Annotated in this window: 16 protein-coding genes and 1 pseudogene; 8 read left to right on the top strand and 9 right to left on the bottom strand. The window is 68.7% G+C overall.

What is annotated here, in order from left to right:
- Positions 1 to 44: 44 nt before the first annotated feature.
- The 4 genes from DEW08_RS31075 to DEW08_RS06700 all read right to left on the bottom strand — a co-directional run bounded on the left by DEW08_RS31075 (position 45) and on the right by DEW08_RS06700 (position 4,459).
- Positions 45 to 233, bottom strand: a complete 189-nt coding sequence (locus tag DEW08_RS31075; protein WP_168220311.1) for a hypothetical protein — start codon at positions 231 to 233, stop codon at positions 45 to 47.
- Positions 234 to 253: 20 nt separating this feature from the next.
- Positions 254 to 1,162 carry an ArdC family protein gene (locus tag DEW08_RS06710; RefSeq protein ID WP_109325578.1) on the bottom strand — a complete coding sequence of 303 codons (909 nt, stop codon included), beginning with the start codon at positions 1,160 to 1,162 and terminating at the stop codon, positions 254 to 256.
- A 948-nt stretch (positions 1,163 to 2,110) separates the two neighbouring features.
- Positions 2,111 to 3,307: an IS256 family transposase gene (locus tag DEW08_RS06705; protein WP_085085269.1), complete on the bottom strand. Its 1,197-nt coding sequence runs from the start codon at positions 3,305 to 3,307 to the stop codon at positions 2,111 to 2,113.
- Between the two features lie 42 nt (positions 3,308 to 3,349).
- Entirely contained in the window at positions 3,350 to 4,459 is a 1,110-nt protein-coding gene (locus tag DEW08_RS06700; protein WP_181449433.1) for a hypothetical protein, read from the bottom strand.
- A 1,408-nt stretch (positions 4,460 to 5,867) separates the two neighbouring features.
- On the opposite strand from DEW08_RS06700, the gene DEW08_RS06695 reads away from it, so the two are divergent.
- The 5 genes from DEW08_RS06695 (at position 5,868) to DEW08_RS30660 (ending at position 9,086) form a co-directional block, all read left to right on the top strand.
- Entirely contained in the window at positions 5,868 to 6,128 is a 261-nt protein-coding gene (locus DEW08_RS06695) for a hypothetical protein (protein ID WP_146214657.1), read from the top strand.
- Positions 6,129 to 6,178: 50 nt separating this feature from the next.
- A complete protein-coding gene (locus DEW08_RS32135) occupies positions 6,179 to 7,084 on the top strand; it encodes a protoglobin domain-containing protein (protein ID WP_146214656.1) in 906 nt (301 codons plus the stop codon).
- Positions 7,036 to 8,253 (top strand): methyl-accepting chemotaxis protein, encoded by a 1,218-nt coding sequence (locus DEW08_RS33125; RefSeq protein ID WP_281262051.1) that lies wholly within the window; start codon positions 7,036 to 7,038, stop codon positions 8,251 to 8,253. The genes DEW08_RS32135 and DEW08_RS33125 overlap by 49 nt, the downstream gene beginning before the upstream one ends.
- A complete protein-coding gene (locus DEW08_RS06675; RefSeq protein ID WP_168220309.1) occupies positions 8,246 to 8,557 on the top strand; it encodes a PepSY domain-containing protein in 312 nt (103 codons plus the stop codon). The genes DEW08_RS33125 and DEW08_RS06675 overlap by 8 nt, the downstream gene beginning before the upstream one ends.
- 67 nt (positions 8,558 to 8,624) lie before the next feature.
- Positions 8,625 to 9,086, top strand: a complete 462-nt coding sequence (locus tag DEW08_RS30660; RefSeq protein WP_146214654.1) for an SPW repeat protein — start codon at positions 8,625 to 8,627, stop codon at positions 9,084 to 9,086.
- Between the two features lie 112 nt (positions 9,087 to 9,198).
- On the opposite strand, the gene DEW08_RS06665 is transcribed toward DEW08_RS30660, so the two are convergent.
- A complete protein-coding gene (locus DEW08_RS06665) occupies positions 9,199 to 11,682 on the bottom strand; it encodes a response regulator (RefSeq protein WP_245986605.1) in 2,484 nt (827 codons plus the stop codon).
- Positions 11,683 to 12,281: 599 nt separating this feature from the next.
- Between DEW08_RS06665 and DEW08_RS06660 the strand changes: the two genes are divergently transcribed.
- On the top strand, positions 12,282 to 12,704 hold the full coding sequence (locus DEW08_RS06660; RefSeq protein WP_146214653.1) for a hypothetical protein: 423 nt from the start codon (positions 12,282 to 12,284) through the stop codon (positions 12,702 to 12,704).
- A 520-nt stretch (positions 12,705 to 13,224) separates the two neighbouring features.
- On the opposite strand, the gene DEW08_RS32120 is transcribed toward DEW08_RS06660, so the two are convergent.
- Positions 13,225 to 15,555 (bottom strand): methyl-accepting chemotaxis protein, encoded by a 2,331-nt coding sequence (locus DEW08_RS32120; RefSeq protein WP_109325565.1) that lies wholly within the window; start codon positions 15,553 to 15,555, stop codon positions 13,225 to 13,227.
- Positions 15,556 to 16,064: 509 nt separating this feature from the next.
- Between DEW08_RS32120 and DEW08_RS06650 the strand changes: the two genes are divergently transcribed.
- Entirely contained in the window at positions 16,065 to 16,430 is a 366-nt protein-coding gene (locus DEW08_RS06650) for a bacteriohemerythrin (RefSeq protein WP_168220307.1), read from the top strand.
- Positions 16,431 to 16,753: 323 nt separating this feature from the next.
- Here DEW08_RS06650 and DEW08_RS06645 read toward each other — a convergent pair whose 3' ends face one another.
- Positions 16,754 to 17,128, bottom strand: a complete 375-nt coding sequence (locus tag DEW08_RS06645; protein WP_109325561.1) for a response regulator — start codon at positions 17,126 to 17,128, stop codon at positions 16,754 to 16,756.
- A gap of 233 nt (positions 17,129 to 17,361) precedes the next feature.
- Between DEW08_RS06645 and DEW08_RS06640 the strand changes: the two genes are divergently transcribed.
- Positions 17,362 to 18,119 (top strand): IS5-like element ISAzba5 family transposase gene (locus DEW08_RS06640; RefSeq protein ID WP_109325560.1). Its coding sequence is split into 2 segments (ribosomal slippage): positions 17,362 to 17,695 and positions 17,695 to 18,119, totalling 759 coding nucleotides; the frame shifts between segments, so codons are not numbered across the junction.
- Between the two features lie 125 nt (positions 18,120 to 18,244).
- On the opposite strand, the pseudogene DEW08_RS06635 reads toward DEW08_RS06640, so the two are convergent.
- Positions 18,245 to 18,454 (bottom strand): annotated as a pseudogene (locus DEW08_RS06635) (transposase domain-containing protein); the annotation flags it as partial.
- A 121-nt stretch (positions 18,455 to 18,575) separates the two neighbouring features.
- A complete protein-coding gene (locus DEW08_RS06630; RefSeq protein ID WP_211107168.1) occupies positions 18,576 to 19,328 on the bottom strand; it encodes a tyrosine-type recombinase/integrase in 753 nt (250 codons plus the stop codon).
- Between the last annotated feature and the right edge of the window lie 141 nt (positions 19,329 to 19,469).

Raw genomic sequence — 19,469 nt, 5'->3', positions numbered from 1 at the left:
CACGGTGCGTCGGCGCGATCTCGTGGACTTGCCCTCCAACCACCTCAACCATTCCCCGCGTTCAGAAGCCCCTGAATCCGAAACGGCGGCGTTGCGCCGTCTCCATAAATGTTGTCCGGCGGTCCGCCGCCAACGGCGCATTCGGCAGGGTTTAGCTTAACTTTCTGGGTATTCTTCAGCATCACGTGATGAACGGACACCGGCCCGGTGCCGGGAACCGGCGTGCCGATCACGCCGACTCCCGGGCCGGCGGTCACGCCGCCGGCCGCACCGGCGGCTGGAGGGCGTGCAGATAATCGACGGCGCGCTGGGCGTGCGCCGCGGCGCTGACGATGACGCGGGTGTCGTTGCGCAGCACCTCCAGCCAGGAGGCGATGTAGGCGGCGTGGTCCTCGCGCACCTCCGGGGTGATGCCGAGGTCGGCGCACAGGAAGGCACTCCCGATCTCCGCCACCAGCTCCTCGGCGGCGTGGCCTTCGTCGCCCCAGCGCTTGCGCCCGAGGTCGCGGTCGAGGCGCGACGGGTGCCGGGTCCAGTGCACCGTCTCGTGGCCGAGCGTGGCGGCGAAGCTCTCGGCGTCACGGAAGGTTTCGTAAGGCGGCATCTGGATGTGGTCCGAGCCGATGGCGTAGTAGGCCCGCGTCCCGCCGGTGCGGATGTCGGCACCGGTGGCGGCGAAGAAGCGCTCCGCCGCCTCCAGGCGCAGCATGGGCTCCTTCGGCTCCGGCACGTGCGCCCGGAAGTGTTCGGGCAGGCCGTCCACCTGCTCGGCGTTGAACACGGTGTAACCCTTGAGGAAATGGATTTCGTGTTCGCTGTCCTCTCCCTCCTCGTTCGGCTCGGGCCGGGAGACGGTGCCGGCGTAGACGACCAGCGTGCCGCGCTCGCCCCGGCGCACCTGTCCGCCAAGCCCCTGCGCCTGCCGGTAGCTCAGCCAGAACGGCGAGGCATAGCCGCGCTCCATGGCGGTCATCCACAGCATGACGGTGTTGATGCCCCGGTAGGGCTGGCCGGTGGCGCGCAGCGGCCGGGTGATGCGGCCGGCGGCGTGGCCGGCGTCCCACGGCTTTATCCAAGGGCGCACGCCTTTCTCCAGGTCGGCGCGGATGCGGTTGGTGACGCGGGTGTAAACGTCGGTGCGGTCGTGTGCGGAAGCGGTCATGTCGGTCTCCCCTCGTTGGGCTGCCGTGCAGCGCGCTGGCTGCTGCACGGTTGCCCGTCGGCGAGACCGGGGTACGGGGGAGGCCCTGCCGGCGGGCGGGGCCGGGCCGCGCGGCACGGACGGGCTTCCAGCCCCGGCAGGGCCGGGCAGCCCTGCTCCGCCGTAGGCGGCGGGGCCGGCGGGGCGTAGGGGCGGCGCCCCTCGGCTCCCCGCTTCGGCGGCACCGGAGGCGCCGATCCTTGGGACCTGCGCCAGGGATCGTCACGCGCCGGCGCCGAGACGCGGCTCCGCCGCGGCTCGGGGGGCGCCAGCCCCTAGAGCCCGGTCCGACGCGCAGCGGCGGAGGCGCCCGACCGGCCCACGGCGGAACCCCCGTCATCGCGAAGGAGTCGCAGGACTGGCCGGAAAGCGCCCAGCCCGCCGGCGCGGTCCCGCTCGCCTCGCACCGTCGGGCCGCCATTGGCCGGTCGGCTCGCGACGAGTGGCCGAACAAGCCTTGCACGGTGCAGCCTTAGGTTGTGGCGCTCGCCACGCCGGTGTCCCGGATCAGCCCGACCGACGCACGTCCCAAAGCCCGTCGGAGGTGGCGGCATCGGCGAGCCGGGCGTGGGATCGGTTCTGGGCGTGCGGAGGCCGGAGCGTGGAAGGGCCGCTGCACGCCGCGGCAGTGCCCGGCAGGGCTGTGTCCGTCAAGCGGGGACGAAGCGCGCACCGCGGTTGAACGGTCCTTGAGCCTTGGGGCGGCGTCCGCCCAGCCTCGGCGCCGCCCCGCTCCCTACCACCTAAAAAATCGATGTCTGCTCCCGGCGCCGATCCAAAGCCACGTCGAATTGGTGCAGCAGGCGATTCAGGGTTTCAAAATCGACATGACGGGATGGCGGATCGTGCCCCGGCACGTGGTGTACGAGCGAAGTGGTTTGTCATCGCTCTCCGGCAGGTTGGGCCGGATCAGGTTGCCACAGCGGACAACCTGGAGACGTCAGTATGCCCCAACGGCGTCATGGTCTCCAAGCTCATGTAGCGGCGGCTGGCCGCCCACTCATCATTTTGCTCCAGCAGGATGGCCCCTCCCAGTCGGAAGATCGCCGCTTCATTGGGGAATATGACGACGACGTCGGTGCGCCGCTTGACCTCGCCGTTGACGCGCTCGAGGGGATTGGTCGAGCTGATCTTGGTCCAATGGTCGGGATGGAAGTCCATGTAGGCGAGGACGTCGTGTTCGGCCTCGTCCATCAGCGTGGCAAGCTTGGGGAAGCGCTCGCGCAGGCTATCGGCGACTTGGCGCCATTGCCGGTGGGCGGCCTTGGCGGTCTCCTGGGCGAAAGCCGTGCGGATCGCCGCTGCCACCATCGCGCGTTGCGGTGCAGCCACGTGTGCCATCGCATTGCGATAAAAATGGATCCGGCACCTCTGCCACGCCGCCCCGAACACCTTCGCGGCGGCCGCCTTGAGGCCCTCATGCGCGTCCGAGATGACCAGCTTCACGCCGCGCAGGCCGCGCCGCATCAGCGCGCGCAGGAACTTGGTCCAGAACACCTCAGCCTCGGAAGGCCCGATGTCCATGCCCAGCACCTCGCGCCGCCCATCGGTGTTCACGGCCACCGCGATTATCACCGCCACCGAGACGATGCGCCCGGCTTCGCGCACCTTCACGTAGGTGGCGTCGATCCACAGGTAGGGCCAGTCACCCTCCAGTGGTCGGTTCAGGAAGGACTGCACCCGCTCGTCGATGTCAGCGCACAAGCGGCTGACCTGGCTCTTGGAGATGCCGGTCATCCCCATGGCCTTGACCAGCTCATCGACACTGCGCGTCGAGACGCCCTGGATGTAGGCTTCCTGAATGACCGCCGTGAGCGCCTTCTCCGCTGTCCGGCGCGGCTCGAGAAAGCCAGGGAAATAGGAGCCCTTGCGCAGCTTGGGGATCTGCAAGGGGATGGTTCCGGCCCGGGTATCCCAGGCCCGCTCCCGGTAGCCGTTGCGCTGGTTGACGCGCTCGGCTGTGCGTTCGCCATGCTCGGCGCCGCACAGGCTGTCCACCTCCAGGTTCATCAAGCTCTGCGCGACGTAGCCGATCATTTCGCGCAGAAGATCCGTATCCGAGCCCTTCTCCAGAAGCTCGTGAAGCGCCATTCTGTCCATGGTCATCGAGGTTCTCTCCAGCAGCGTTCAAGGTGTTGCAACCCGAACCTACCGGAGATCTTCGATGACCGCCCCGCTGTGGATAAGCGGCCCGCCTACGCCAGCTTTTGGGGGCGCTTCGGCGGGCCGCTTACCCACAGCTCGTACACCACCTCGCGGGACGCAGCCGGATGGCGTGTTCTTCATGCAGCGGTTGTCCAGATGCACGACGCTGGTCAGCGCCGACACGCAGTAGCCCAGCAGCCAATAGCGTGAACGGATCGCGCGCAGGAATTCGCGGAAAGGGGCCGGGTGTCCATGCAGCAGCGCGTTGAAGCTCCGTTCGTACTCGCCCAGGATCTGGCGGATGTCCAGCAGCGTTGTATTCAGCATGGCCCCGCAGCGTTCGATGTGCATCAGCAGCTGTTCATCGTAAGGGCGGTGCGTCTTCAGGTCGGCCGGCAGGCAATCCCGGGATTTCAGCCATGCGATGATCGTGCGCACCCGTGGCGCGATGCGGCGAAGCTGGTATTCGTAGAAGGTGATTCCTTTCCAGGCACTGAAGATGGCGTCGGCTTCGGAATGATCGATGCCGAAGGCCGCCACGAACTGCCCGGCCTCCTCCAGGTCCGGCGCCCAGATCGCGTTCAGGAATCGGTCGATGGTGGCGTCATGGCCGCCGCAGAGGGCCTTGCGCACGATCGGTTCCACCCGCCGGCTGATCAGCCGGCGCAATTGGGCCTCTTCTTCCGCGGCAATCTGCCAGTAGCGCCCGTCGACCCGGATCTTTCTGGCTTCGAAACAGGTCTTCAGCAAAAAGGCGTCCAACGAGGGGATGTCGTCGATCAGGGAGAGGAGACTCAGGTCGTTGTGAACGATTGTCCGCTCGACCGCTTCGGATCCGAAGTGCTCTTCCAGAAGGACGGTGCTGTTGCGGGAACGCAGATAAATGGCAAAGCCGCCAGCTTCCCATTGGTGTTCGTCGTAGGGAATGTAGATGCCGGTTTCCACCGGGCGCTTGCCCGGCGCGCTCCCGGCATCGCCGTTCAGGAAGTCCTGGCCGTCGCCTTGGCTTTCGTCGAAATTCGGAAATTTGAACAGGATGGCCCGGTTCAAGCCCCGGGTCCGAAACAGATGGGCCGTGTCCGGCAGGGTCCGGGTGATGGACAGCAGGTTCATCGATACGCTGGATCCGCCGTATAAAATCTGCTCCAGGATCGGCGATATCGCGTCACAATGACGTCGCGTCCGCATGAGTGTCCTTTTCTTCTGGGCTTTGCCGGTCGGGGGCGGATGCCGTTGGGGTGGACAGCTTGTGCACGGACGCCGGGGGCCGGCGCCCGCGGGGAACCGTGGCCCAGCCTCACCTTGGGGCGCCGCGCGCCGGGGCCGAGCCACGCCCGCCCGCATCGGAGAAGATTGCACATCCCAAGGGCGACCTCCTCTACCGCCCGAGCGCGCGCCTGATTCCGGTCGGCCGGCGCCTGATCGAGTGTGGTGGTGGGCACTTGGTCATCATCCCTCGCCGGGGCCCCGCTCCAGGCGCCCGACCAGAACAACGGCATCCCGTGCCCCTGCTTCCTGGCAGGGAAGCGGTGCCCGAGGTGGCCGCGTGTCCATGGTGCCGTCAGAAAGGCCCGACCAATCGTGCCGGCACGAAGACGCCGGCGCCGCTGCGCGTGCCGTCCTCGGCTCGGACCGGTCGGGTCATCGGCGTACTCATGACTTTCCCGCTGCGCCAAGAGGAAACCAACCAAGCATTTTCGACGCGGAACGCGCCACGCGACAACGAAGGGCCGCTTTCGCACCATCACGAACGGGAATTGCTTTAAGGAAACGCTCCTGCAAGACCGGCTGGCTCTCCCGGAACGAGGTCTTTTGGTTGCCCTCGGCGTTGGCGACGGCGTCTTCGTCCATGAAACCGCTGGGACGGTTAATGACCATTTAAGCGCAACTTGAAAGAGTGGGAGCATTTTGTCGCACCAAGGGCAGGGCGACGGTGCGCCCGGACGCTTCGCCCGGCGGCATGCCGGGTCTTCCGGATCTCACATGGGGAAAAGGGGAGCGGTTCTCACACTGGCACCAGATCTCCTCCGGCATGATCCTGCTTCCCCGATCACTCGGAGGCGCGGAGGGCCGTGCCCCACACCACGAGCAGCGCGCCTCGCTCCCCGTCGTCCAAGCGCCGGCGCGTTTTCCCGGCGCGGCGGCTTGGGAACGAAAGGGCATGCTGCACCCGGTGCCCCTCCCTACACCCACGGCGCGTGCCCGGCACCCGGCTCGTGGAGGATTGGCTCACGCTTTGTGCGTCCACGGTCCCGAAGCGCCGGAGGACGGCACGCGAGCGGGCGCTCGGCCATGAGGGCGTTCGGGCCACGGTCTGCCCGGCATTGCCTCCGGGGTTGCGGATGGGGAGGCAAGCTGGTTCACCATTATAAACCATAAATGAAACAAGCTTTTTAGACTCTTTTATTAGTAATTGATTTGTGTTTCTTTCGACATACATCTGCGCCAGCTCGCCATGCATTGCGTTGCGGCGCAATCGGGTCGTGCATCATTCATGTGAACGGGGTCCAGGGAGATGGCGATGCCGGTTTTCGAATTGAACGGCGAGCGATTGGACGACGACACCGAGAGAATCAAAGTCATTGCCTTGAACCGCGCCGCTTACGTCCATCAGCTCTGCCAAGACCTTCGGCGCCTTGGCGACACCCTCGCGGACACGCTGAGGCAGGGCCACCGTCCGGAGCAGGTGGGCTACGACCACTTCATGTCCACCTTCGCCGCCGTCATTCCGGCGCGGCTGACGATCGCCGAACCGACGGAGCGTGCGCCTTCCACCCCGTGAACGCGGCGCATTGGTTGAGTCATACCCACCACCGGATTTGAGCTTTGAAGATGTGGACACAGACCAGCGCTCCCTGGGGCGCGATTCTCGATTACCTGGAGATCGACGAGGACACGGCCGCCCTCGTCCGTTCATCGAAGGCGGCCATCATGCCTGTGCTGGCCGACATTCTGGACGAGTTCTACCGCCGCACGCCACAACGGCCCGAGCTGGCGCCGCTGTTCGCCCGGGCCTCGACGGTCGATGCCGTCAAAGCGGCCCAGATCCGTCATTGGGACCTGCTGTTCGACGGCGCCTTCGACGGTTCCTACCGGGCATCGGTCGTGCGGATCGGGACGGCGCACCAGGCCATCGATCTGCCCATCGAATGGTACGTTTCCAGTCACGCCTTCGTGCTGGGGGAGCTTCTCGACCGAGTGATCCGCGGCGACGCGCGCGTGTTTCAGACGAAGACGAGACGCACGGAGCGCGCGCGCCTGGTGAAGGCCCTGACCGGCAGCGCGCTGCTCGATATGGCGTTCGCCATCGCCGCGCACACCGGCGAGGCGGTGCGCGGCCAGCGCGCCGAGGCCGAGCGCATGGTGGAGAACATCGACCGCCAAGTGGCCGATACCGTCGACACCGTGACCGCGTTCACCGCGGCGCTGGCGGACAGCGCGCGCAGCATGACCGACGCGGCGGCGGCCGTGGACCGGGACACGGACGCCGCCGCCGCCGCGGCGAACAGCGTGCTCGCGTCCGCCCAGACGGTCGCCGCGGCGGCCGAGGAGCTGCACGCCTCCATCGCGGAGATCTCGGTGCAGGTCGGCGGCGCGGCATCGACGTCCCGGGAGGCGGTGGCACGGATGCGGGGGCGCGGGACGTCGTCGGGCGGCTGGGGACGGCCGCCGAGGAGATCGGACAGGTCGTGCAGATCATCGGCGCCATCGCCGCGCAGACCAACCTTCTGGCGCTGAACGCCACCATCGAGGCGGCGCGGGCCGGCGAGGCCGGCAAGGGCTTCGCCGTCGTGGCGTCGGAGGTCAAGAGCCTCGCCAACCAGTCGGCCCATTCCGCCGAGGACATTGCCGGACGTGTGGCGACGATTCAGGAGGTGGCGCGCCAGACGGCCGGCTTGATGGACGACGTCGCGGCGGCCATCGGCAGCATGGAGGAGATCGCGGCGACCATCGCCTCGGCGGTCGAGGAGCAGACCGCCGCCACCAGCGAGATCGCCCGGAACGTCGGCGTCACGGCGAACCGGGCGGAGGACGTCGACCGCCAGATGGCGTCGGTCAAGGCGAGCGTCGCCAAGGCAAACCGCTCGGCCGGCGCCGTGCGCGACAGCGCCGCGCGCCTCGACGAGCTGATGGACTCCATGCGGGGGATGCTGATCAAGGCGGTGCGCACCTCGTCCACCATCGCCGACCGGCGGCGCGAGAACCGGCGCGCCGTCCTGCTCGACGCGGAGATCCACATGGCCGGCCGGACCGTGCCTGCCCTGGTCTATGACCTGTCGGAACAGGGCGCCATGCTCGCTGCCGAGGGGGTAGGCGGCATCGGGACTCATCTCAGGCTCGTGATCCCGGAGCACGGGGTGCGGGTGGACGCGACCGTGGTCGCCGTCTCCGACGGCTTCCAACACGCCCGCTTCGACGGCGAGGGCCTGTCCACCGCCGAGGTGAACCGGATCGCCCTGCGGAGCACCGACCGCCTCGTCGAGGCGACCAAGAACGACCACAGGGTGTTCGTGGACAGGATATGCGCCGCCGCAGCGGGCCGTGCTCAGATCGAGCCGGCGACGCTGAGCACCCACCACACGTGCCGCCTGGGCACGTGGTACGACAACGTGAGCGACCTTGTCATGATGGAGCTGCCCGCCTTCAAGGCCCTGGCCGAGCCACACCGCGAGGTTCACAGGGTTGGACGGGAGGTTCTGAGCGCGTTGGCCAACGGCGACGGCGCCCTCGCCGCATCGAAGATGTCCCGGCTCGAAGAGTCTTCGCGCCGCGTGATCGGTGCGCTCGACCAGCTGGGGCGGCAGTACCGCCAGCACGCCGCCGCGTCGTGCCACGAACCGGCCTCGCTTGATGGCGTTCCTCATTCATCGTCGGTTCAGCTTGGGACCCGTAGTGTCCATGGCTGATCCAAACGCCACCAGGAGACACACCGTGACGAATTCAAGGCTCCTCGCGACCGCGTTGGTCGCCGTCCTGGCCTCGGGCACGTTCGCCCACGCGCAGACCGCGCCTGTCCCCCCAGCACCGCCGTTCATGGACGTCACCATGCTCCTCAAGCATCTGTCGTCTCTGGGGTTTGGAGATGTCAGGGAGATCGAACGGAAGAGCGACAAGCTCTACGAGGTGACGGCGCGTGATGCCGAAGGGCTGCGATGGGAGATGTCTGTGGACGCCCGCACCGGCGAAATCCTCAGGAAAGAGCCTGATTGAGAGGCGGTGCGGTCATCGGATGGGCCGTTGCCCACCGGGCGGAAGCCGGCGGGCCCGATGCGGACGGGTGGTCCGCATCGCCTCGCTTCGGCCTGAGAAACAGCGGGCGGGTTTGGCTGAAGGTGCCGCACGGTTGCCGGCCGACGCCGGCCGCCGACTCGGGAACGGCGCCGGCCCCCGCGCCGTCCTGAAAAACGCGACCGCGCCTGGAAAACAGACGCGTGGCTTCGAGGCGGCCGGCGTGCGCACGGCCTGTGTTGCCGGACGGCGGCAGTGGGGGAACCGGCGACATCGCCGGGACGGGGCTGTGGCCCGACCGGGAACCGGCATCGGTGGGCCGCTGAAAGCCGCCTGGATCACCGGTGCGGCCATTGTCGCGCTGGCGACCGCCGCACGTTTCGCCGTCTGGGAGATGGTGATGAACCTGGCGGCCAGCGCGTGGGGCGTCGTGTCGCCGTGGGTGCCGGGCTTCGCCGTCCACGCCGGGGCAATGGGGAACCATGTCGCCGTCGCCCCGGTGGTCGCATGACGTCGACCGGCATGGGCGGGTGCGTCGGCGACACCCCGCCGCAGGCGACGACCTTACGGCGCGGACACGGGCGGGCCGGGCTCCCGTGTTGCCGAATGGCGCCCACCGGCCTCTAGGCTGTCCAACGGATCAATCGGACGGCCTCCGCCAGGGCGCGCTGGAGGCCTTCACGGCTGTACGGCTTGGGCAGAGTGGCAGCGCCGGGGTGGGTGAAGCCGCCGTACCCGGTGGCCATCACCACCGCGATGCCGGGCTTGCGCCGCCGCGCCTCGTCGGCCAGATCGCTGCCCGACATGCCGGGCAGGCCCACGTCGGTCAGCAGCACGTCGATCGCCGTCCGGCCCAGCGCCTCCAGCGCCTCGGCTGCGTCGGCCGCCTCCAGCGCGTCGTGGCCGAGGTCGCCCAGCATCTCCACCGTGGTCAGACGGACCAGCGCGTCGTCCTCCACCACCAGGACCGTTCGCCGCCCCGGCGCGGCGGGGACTGCGGCGCCAGGCCCCATCGGGGCTGGCGCGTCCAGCACCTGGCGCAGCTTGGCCGCCAGCGCCTCACGGCTGTAGGGCTTGCTCAGCAGCGACACGCCCTCGTCCAGGCGGCCGTGATGAACGATGGCGTTGGCGGTGTAGCCCGACGTGAACAGCACCTTCAGGTCCGGGCAGATCTCCTGCGCGCGGCGCGCGAAGTCGCGCGTGTTGATCGTTCCGGGCATGACCACGTCGGTGAACAGCAGGTCCGCCCTGGCGCCGCTGTCCAACAGGTTCAGCGCGGCCTCCGCGTTCACCGCCTCGATCGTGCGGTAGCCCAGCGAGCGCACCAGCGCCACGGCGGCGGCGCGCACGTCGGGGTTGTCCTCCACCACCAGCACCCGCTCGGTGCCGCCGCGCACCTCGATGCCCCGGCCCTGCACTTCCTGCTCCGCCGCCTTCACGCGAGGCAGGTAGATCTTGACCGTGGTGCCCTGCCCGACCTCGCTGTAGACCTTCACGTGCCCGCCCGACTGCTTGACGAAGCCGTGGATCATGCTGAGCCCCAGGCCGGTCCCCTTGCCCGCCGGCTTGGTGGTGAAGAACGGCTCGAACACCCGCTCCAGCACCTCGGGCGGCATGCCCGCGCCGGTGTCGCTGACGGCGACCAGCACGTACTGGCCGGCCGTCACCTCGGCGTGGCGGGCGGCGTAGGCCTCGTCCAGCTCGGCGTTGCCGGCCTCGATGGTCAGCTTGCCGCGGCCCCGCATGGCGTCGCGCGCGTTGACCGCCAGGTTCAGGATGGCGTTCTCCAGCTGGCTCACGTCGACGCTGGTGTTCCACAGGCCGCCGGCGATGATGGTCTCGATCTCGATGGATTCGCCCAGCGTGCGGCGCAGCAGGTCGGTCATGCTCTGCACGACGCGGCCCAGGTTGACGACCGTCGGGCTGAGCGGCTGGCGCCGCGCGAAGGCGAGCAGGCGCGAGGCCAGCGTCGCCGCGCGGTCCACGCCGGCCAGCGCGTTGCCGACCAGCGACAGCGCGTCGCCGTCCAGCGCCCGGCCGCGCAGCAGCTGCAGGTTGGCGCCGATGACCTGGAGGTGGTTGTTGAAGTCGTGCGCGATGCCGCCGGTCAGCTGCCCGACCGCTTCCAGCTTCTGCGACTGGCGCAGCGCGTGCTCCGCCGCCTCGCGGCGCCGCACCTCGGCGCGCAGCTCCGCATAGGCGGCCAGTTCGCCGCGCGCCCGGCGCAGCGCCACCCCGGCCGTCCCGGCCAGCGCCAGCCCGGCCAGCAGCGTCAGCCCGACCAGCGGGCCGCTGTCGCGCACCCAGGCACGGAGGATGGCCGAGGTCTCGATGCCGGCGCTGACGTACACGTCGTGCCCGGCGACCGGGCGCACCACGTGCAGCCGCTCGATGCCGTCGAGCACCGACTCGGTGCGGTAGGTGCCTCCCTGCGGTGCTGCGGCGATAGTCCGCATGAACCCGCTGGCGCGGTCCATGGCCTCGACGCCGGTGGTCGTCTCCGGCTCGCGCAGCAGCACGGTGCCGTCGGACCGCGCCACGGTGACGGAGCGCCCCTCGGTCTCCCCGGTGGTGCGGAAGAACTCGACGAGCGGGGCGACCGGCAGGGCCGACAGGACGACGCCGCCGAAGGCGCCGTCGGGGCCCTGGATGCGGCGGGCGAAGGGCAGGATGGTCACGCCGGTCACGCGATCCGTCACCGGCCGGGCGATCAGGGTGGGCGGGCCGCCGTCGCGCAACGCCGTGAAATAGGCGCGGTCGGCGAAGGAGAGATCCGGCTGGACCCGGTCGACGCTGCTGGCGACCGGCCGCCCGTCCGGGTCGATCACCGTCAGCGCCACCAGTTCGGGAGACTCGGACGCAAAGCGGACGAGCATGGCGTGCAGCGCGTCCGGCGTCGCCGGCCGGTCCGGGCTGCCGTCCCTCAGGCGGGAGGCGGTGCGCGACGTGGCGAAGACGTGGACCTGCAGGAGCGCCCGCAGATGGTCGGCCAGGACGCGCGCGCTGCGGTCGGCCGCCGCCGCCGCCTCGCGTTGCGCCTGCGTGTACCCGTGCCAGCCCAGGACGGCCGCCAGCAGGAGGGGAATGACCACGGCGGCGGAAAGCATGCGCGTCAAGGCGCGCGGGGTCCTGTCCGGTTCCTTCATGACGAAACACCGTGCATCCGCGGAGGGAAGCCACAGGCATAGCCGATGACCGCGCCCGGTTCCACCCGCCGGTGGTCGTATTCGCCGCCGCCGTGCGTCACGGTGGGCGCGCCTTGCGGCGGCGCGGGGACCCCGGTGCCGGCCTCCGGCCCAGCATGGATGAGCACCCTGGCTTGACCGCTTGCCGGAACGGCCGGCTGTGGACGGCTGGGCCGCCGCGCCGACCGGATCCTCCGCCGGAGCCGTCGCCGCGCGCGACAACGGTGTTGCGCGCGGCGGGACGACAGCAGCCCGGCGGAGACGCCCGACCGCACGATGGCTTCGTTTTCGGCACTGGGTCGCGGCAAGGGTGGCGGTTTTACCAAACGTTATGCAATGTTCTGCCAGCCTGCGCACGGCGGCACCTCCCCAGGCGATCTGGACGGTCCCGATCCCCTGACGGGCCTCCTTGCGGCCTTTGCGGTCGCCGCCCGCGAGCCATCACAGCCAAGCCGCCGTGCGGGCCGCCGGCCCGGACCGCGGTTGCCCGGCGCCGTTCGATTGAAGGAGTCGAGCCAAGGATGAACCGATGCACCGCCGAACGCGAGCCATGGGGTTTGCGCATCCGCCTGGACGGCGCTCCGGCGCTGCGGGAGCGGGATGAGTTTGCGGCGTCCGTGGAGGCCCTGTGCCTCGAGCTGTCGCGGACCGGGCGCCCATGGGTCAGCCTCATCGAGATCGGCGCCTTCCATGCCGACGGCTTCCGCCCCGCCGTGGTGACCGACATCATGCGGCTGGCGCGCGACTGCGGACACGAACGGTGCGCGATCCTCATGCAGGACTGGGCGTGGGCCCGTGCCTTCGCCGACGCCATGCTCGCCGCCAAGGCCGATGACCAGGTCCGCATCTTCGTTGTTCCCCGGACCTGTTCCGTCCCCTACACCCAGGCGCACCGGTGGATGTTCGAGGGAGCGGTGGTGCCCCTGCTGTCTTCGGCGGCCTAAAAGGGCGCCAAGGACGGTCAGGGTCCGCGTGGAGGCGGGCGGCCCGCGGCGCGGATTTCCCTGTGCCCGTGCAAGGCTGAACCGCGGGACGCGGCCGGCCGTGCCGGCCGATCCGGCCCCGGCCATCCCCCAGCGACGCGAAAGCCTCCGTTCGGGGACGGCGGTTCGCGTTCCATCCTGGCGGCACCGTCGCCGCGGAAACCGGCCAACGGTCGCCGGCATCGGTTCAGTGCATGGCGTGCGTTGTGTCGGAAGACCGCGGGCTCCGGCAGAACTCCATGGCCGAGGCGATCTTGTCGCGCAGCACGAACACGAGCGACTCGTCGAACGCGTAGCCTCGCGTCCGCCGCCGCCCTTGCACGCTTGCCATAGACGTCTCTGATCATGAGCATCATGGCCGTTCGGGGCACGGTCCGGGTTGCCGGAGCGTGCTCTCCGGAGGCGGTTGCCCCCGGAGCGCGGAGAGCGGCGTCGAGCAAGCCGTCCCTGGGGACGCCCCTCGCGCGCCGCCCCACGATGCCTAAGCGGCCGCGCCGGCGCCCGCCAAACCGCGGACCAGCCCAGCGATGCAGCGCTCGACATCGGCGCGGGTGCGCTGGTCCTCCAGGAAGCGCAGGTGCTGGCGTTCGCCGTTCGTGGCGACCACCTCAAACGCAATGGCTGGCACGCCGTCACACAGATGGAGGCGGCCGGAGCGTTGGGTTGCGAGCAGCCGCGCTCCAACGACGGTGGCGCCGCCCTTGGAGACGTTCTCCACCAGAACCTCCTCGGCATGCCCGCCGGTTTCGACACGGCAGCGGCGATCGACGGCGTAGCGAGGCTCACGTCTTCGGTCGACGTCGGCGGTGGCGGTGCGGACCACGCGGACCAGGACGCGCCGCAGCTCATCGATGCCGCTCGCCACCTGCGTGGTGACGGCGTGCACAGTCGATGCCCGTTCCTCCGCGCTCGCGGCCTCGCGCGACACGGCGGCGATGCGGGTTGACACCTCCTGCGCCGCGTGGGCGGTCTCGGCGATGTTGCGGGCGATTTCGCGGGTCGCCGCCGCCTGCTCCTCCATGGCGGCGGCGATGCCGCCGCTGACCCCATCCAAGTCGCGGATGGCGCGGCCGATCGCGTCCACGGCGGTCACGGCGGCCGCGGTGCCGGCCTGCACCTGGGCGATCTGGGTCGATATCTCCTCGGTGGCCTTGGCCGTCTGGGTGGCCAGGGACTTCACCTCGTTCGCCACCACGGCGAAGCCGCGGCCGGCCTCGCCGGCCCGCGCCGCCTCGATGGTGGCGTTGAGCGCCAGCAGGTTGGTCTGCGAGGCGATGGAGTTGATCAGCGTCGCGGCTTGGCCGATTTGGGTCACCGCGTCGCCGAGCGTGCGGATGGCGCGTTGCGTCTGCCGCTCCTGCTCGACGGCGTCCCGGCTGACCGCGGTGGCGTGCGCGACCTGCCCGCTGATCTCCCCGATCGACGCGGTCAGCTGTTCGGTCGCGCTGGCGACCGTCTGGGCGTTCGCCAACGCCTGCTCGGCGGCGGCGGCGACCGACTGGGCGTTTGCGCTCACCTGCGCGGCCGACCGGGCCATGGTTTCGGCGCTGTCGTTCATGTCGCGGGTGCGGTCCGCGACCTCGTTGACCGCCGCCCGCGTTTCCCGCTCGACCGTCTCGGCCATCGTCTCCAGCGCGCGGCGGCGCGCCTGCTCGGCGGCTTCGCGCTCGCGCTCCTGGACGCTGCGGAGCTGTTCGTTTTCCACGCTGTTGCGTTTGAACACCTCAACCGCCCGCGCCATGTCGCCGATCTCGTCGCCGCGTCCGACGGCGGGCACCGCGACGGTGGTGTCGCCGCGCGCCAGCGCCGTCATCGTTGCGGTGAGACGCTTGACCGGCGTGGCGATCAGGCGGTAGAGGAGCCCGTTCAGCAGGATGGTGAGAGCGACGGCGGCGACGGCCGCGCCGAGCGTCTGCCGCCAGGCGGTGTCGACGGTGGCGACCGTGCGCGCCGCCAGTTCGGCGGACAGCTCCTGCGCTGCGGCGGCGATGTCGGCCAGCAGGTCCTGAGTCTTCAAGCGCAGGGGACGCGCCTCGCCGAACCACACGCGATCACTGTCCTGCCGGGCGGCGGCCGTCCTGTCGATGGCCGAGCCCAGCGTGCGGTGCGCGTCCAGCAGCTCCTGAAGCCGCGGGTAGGTCGCGGTCAGGGCCGCCAGTTGCCCGGCCGGCGCCTCGAGAGCGGCCCGGGCGTTGGCGGTGCGTTGCAGGTCGCCGTCGGCGCCCGCCATCAGGAACGCGGTGAAGGCGTCGATGACGCCGGTGACGCCGAGTTCGTAGGTGCGGACGGCCGCGCCGGCGGGGCTGTCCGGATCGGTGGCAGCGACGAGGCCCGCCAGCGTTCGCTCAAGCGCTCCCTTTCCGGCGAGGTAGTCCAGGTTCAGGGCCTTGAGGTAGGCCAGGCGCACGGCGGTTCCCTGGTCGCTCAGTTCGCCGTAGCGCACGAGCATGCCGCGCGCTTGGCGCAGCGCCTCCTTCCGTTCCGGACGGGCGGCCAGCTCCACCAGACGGTCGATCAGCTCGAGGCTGCGCGCGCGCTGCGCCCGGGCCGTCTCGGCGGGACGCGCGACGTCGGCCTCGCTGCCGGCGGTTGCCACGGTCAGGTTGGCGTAGGCCACCGCCTGGAACGTCGCCTGGATTTCCTGCGTGGTCACGGCCACGCCCGCGGCGCGCTGCGACAGCCCGGTGTCGGTCCGGACCGCGTCGAAGGCGGTGTAACCGCCGGCCGCCATCGCCGTCACCATGACGACCACGGCGATGCCGTTGCCGGCGAGCTTTGTGGCGATGCGCAGGTTTTGTACGATGCTCCACATGGATGTGCGTCGGCCTTCCCGGTGGGGCGATGGCTGAGACGCATGGCTCGCGTGCGTGTGCGCTTCCATCGCCGCGGTGAATTTGGAAGCATTTTAAAAAAAACATTGCCGAACCGTCGATGGCCGGCCCTGCGGAACGGGTGCGGCGAATTCGCCCATAGCGCCGGTGGTGTCAATGGCCTTGGCGAACCCGGATGCCGGCGCAGGGGCCGAGGATGCGGATGCCGTTGGCCGGCCACGCGCCGCTGCGCGAACCATCGTGGGGGGCGTAGCGATGGACGGTCCGCCCCTGTCTTGTTGTGCGGGGCAGCTGTGGGACATCGTGCACGGCGCAGACCGCGGCTTGGTGCCATGTACGGTCCGGGAACGCGCTCGCGGAATTGCCGGACCGGTCGATTGTTGCCCATACTGATCGCGTTGAAACACGCGGCGCTGCAATTGTGACGTCCGCCTTGGCTCTGGATGCCGTTTGGAAGCCGATTGCCTGGTCCATGGACGATAAATGCGGCGTGTCCGAACTGGACGGCGAGCACCGGGAGCTCCTCACCCTTCACAACGACCTCGTCCACGCCCTACTCGGCCGGGCTTCGCTCGATCTGGAACGGGCGTTCCTCGACACCGTGCATCACAGCGCCGCCCTGCATTTCCGCACCGAAGGGCGGCTGATCCGCAGAACCGCATACGCGCGGGCCGGCGAGCACCTCGCCGATCATCGCCGGTTCCTCGCCGGAGTCCTGCGCCTGCGGGCGCAGGCGACCGATGGGCCATCGCTGTGCGACGCGGCGCTGATGTTGCGCTGCTGGCTCGTCGAGCATTTCCAGGAGGACCGCGACCTGCTCGACTGGCTCCGCCGGCAGGCGAGGGACTGCCTCTGACTGGGGCAACGGCCCGAAACCGCCGGCCGATGGCCGGCGCGCACACGGCGTGCCTGTTGTCGACGGTGGCGCCGGAGGCACCACACCGGCTCATGCGTTTGCCGGACGCATGTCCACCTCACCGCCTTCACCCCCGGCCAGAGTGCCGAGGTTACAGCCCAAAGGGGGACGCTTACGGACGTGAGACAGGCGGCGCGTCCGCAGAATGCCTCCCTGCCTACGTCACCACCCGGTTTGGTGAGGTGGGGAGCGGTTCCGCTTCTGGGCCAACAGTCCAGTCCTCTGGACCTATGTGCGGTTACAGCCCTTCCCCATTGCCAAATCTAGGCCGCACTTTGGACGTTCAGCAGATTGCCAACGAAAGTAAAAAGCTTGGCGGACGAGAAAGGCTTCCAGAGGATCGCCAAACGGCCCGGTTCCTCCCTGGGCAGCATGTTGCAGTACGCCGTCATGGCGATAACTGGCTGGTCAGGACGGATCGCGCGGACGCTCTGGATTAGATCGTAGCCGCCCATATGTGGCATCTGCATATCGGTAATAAGCAAGTCCACAGACTCGTTCTGATAAACAGCCCAAGCCTCAAGGCCGTCGTGAGCCATGGAGACTCTGTACCCGGCGCTTCTCAACACATCCGCCAAGCTCATCAACACCATAGCTTCATCATCAACGATAAGAATGTGTTGGTCATGCACGACCATTGCCTGAACTCCAAGCGCGACAAAACTCCAAGGGATAAGGCGGATTTGTCCCTAATCCCCAATTGGAGGCTTATAGGCTTACCTTGCTTGATAGGTGAATGAACAAATTGAATCGCTGATTGGCTACATGAGATCGATAAAACGAACGCCATACCGCTTTAGGGTCCGGACCCATAAAGAGCCTTTCCTGCAGGGCACCGTTATGATTCAACGCCCTGGAAAGGGGCTTTGTGATGAGCGACGGTCAGTTCTGGTTGACGGTGGAGCAGTTTGAGCGGCTTGAGCCGCACCTTCCGCGCGACACCCGAGGCAAGCCGCGCGTGGATGATCGCCGTGTGATCAGCGGGATCGTCCATGTGCTGAAGTCGGGCGGGCGCTGGGCGGATGCTCCACCGGTCTACGGCCCCCGCAAGACGCTCTACAACCGCTTCGTCCGCTGGGCGGCCAAGGGCGTGTGGGAGGACATCTTCCATGCGTTGGCAGCGGCGGGTGGCCCACCGGCCCAGGTGATGATCGACTCCACGGCGGTGCGCGCCCATCGTTCGGCAAGCGGCGGCAAAGGGGGGAGCGTGCCCAGGCCATCGGCCGGTCCCGTGGCGGGCGAACCACCAAAATCCACGCCCTGAGCGATCCGCGCGGTCGGCCGCTCGCCTTCCTGTTGACCGGTGGTCAGGTTGCCGACTGCACCGCCGCCGATCGTCTGCTCGACCGGATGCCCGCCACCGATCTCCTGCACGGCGACAAGGGCTACGACAGTGCCGCTGTTCGCCGGAAGATCGAAGAGGCCGGGGCCGCGCCCAACATTCCGCCACGCGCCAACAAGCGCTGGAAAAACTGCTTCTCTCCCTACCTCTACCGGAACCGCAACGTCATCGAGCGCATGTTCGGACGCCTCAAGGATTTCCGGCGCATCGCCACCCGTTACGACCGGTCCGCCACCAACTTCATGGCCGCCGTCCACATCGTGGCAACCGTCGCATACTGGTTATGAGTCCGGACCCTAGGCGACATGCTGGTCTGTGCCGTTGCACCTTATCTGGTCTTTGCACGTTTAGGGCGTTCGGCCGGCGACGTGAATGAGCCGATCCAAGAGCTTGTTCGGGGTAAGCGGTGTTCTCAGGCCACGGCGGGTTCCTGCCGGGCATGGCCCCAGGGCAGGAGTTCATCGAGCTTGGTGATCGGGTGGCCGCCGGCGAGCTTGGTCAGCACGTCGGCGAACCACGCCTGCGGATCGACGCCGTTGAGCTTGCAGGTTTCCACCAGCGAGGCGATCGTCGCCCAGTGCTCGCCGCCGCCGTCACTGCCGGCGAACAGTGCATTCTTACGCTTATGGATACATTTGCATAACCGTAACTATGCGCAGCCGATGATTATGCGCAGGTCGCTGGCGGCACTGCGGAGTTTTCCGCCTCCGCCAGCATTTCTCAGTCTGCCGGACTGCGCATAATCAGAGGTTCTGGAGAAACTGCATCAGCTGGTCGGGCGGCCGATACCTCGGCCCGTCGGTGTTCGGCGATTGCAGTCGGTCGAGGGCGCGCTCCTTCATCGACAGGTCGGCCTCAATGTACATGTGCGTGGTCGCCGGGCTTTCATGGCCCAGCCACAGCGCGATCACGGTGATGTCGATTCCGGACTGCAACAGGTGCATGGCGGTGGTGTGGCGGATCGTGTGCGGCGTGATCGAGCGGGCTTGGTCCAGCAACGACGGCATGGTCTTGCCCGCCGCTCCGACGTACGTCGCAAGGCGTTGGGTCACGTTCGAGCGGGTCATCGCGGTCCCGCCCCGGTTCGGGAACAGCGGTGCGCTCGCCGCCACGGCGCCCAGCCGGCCTGTCCAGGTGCGGACCAGGGTGGCGGTCGATCGCCACAAGGGAACCGTGCGCCGCTTGCGCCCCTTGCCCTGGTGAAAGTGAACGCAAAGCGAGCCGTCCAGCACAACGTCCCCGACGCGCACGGCCAGCACCTCCGACACCCGCGCTCCGGTGTTGTAGAGCACGGTGAACAGAACCTGGTCCCGCTGGCCGACCCAGCTTCGCGTGTCGGGAGCGGCCAGGATGGCCTGCATCTCGTCGCGGGACAGGAAGCCGAGCATCGGGCGGTCGAAGCGTTTCATGGGCACCGCCAGGACCCGCTCGATGACCGCCAGGGCGGACAGGTCATGGTGGGCAGCGTACTTGAGGAAGCTTCGGATGGCGGCCAAGCGGGCGTTGCGGCTGCGCGATCCGTTGCCGCGATTTTCCTCCAGGTCGTCTAGGAAGGCCAGGATCAGCGTGTCGTTGAGTTCGGCCAGGGTGATCGCCGTCGGGTCTTGCCGAGCCGCGTCTCGGCGAACCGAAGCAGC

Origin of the sequence: Azospirillum thermophilum (assembly GCF_003130795.1) — a bacterium.
In the GTDB taxonomy this organism is placed as follows: Bacteria; Pseudomonadota; Alphaproteobacteria; order Azospirillales; family Azospirillaceae; genus Azospirillum; species Azospirillum thermophilum.
This window is presented reverse-complemented; position numbering and strand designations above follow the sequence as displayed.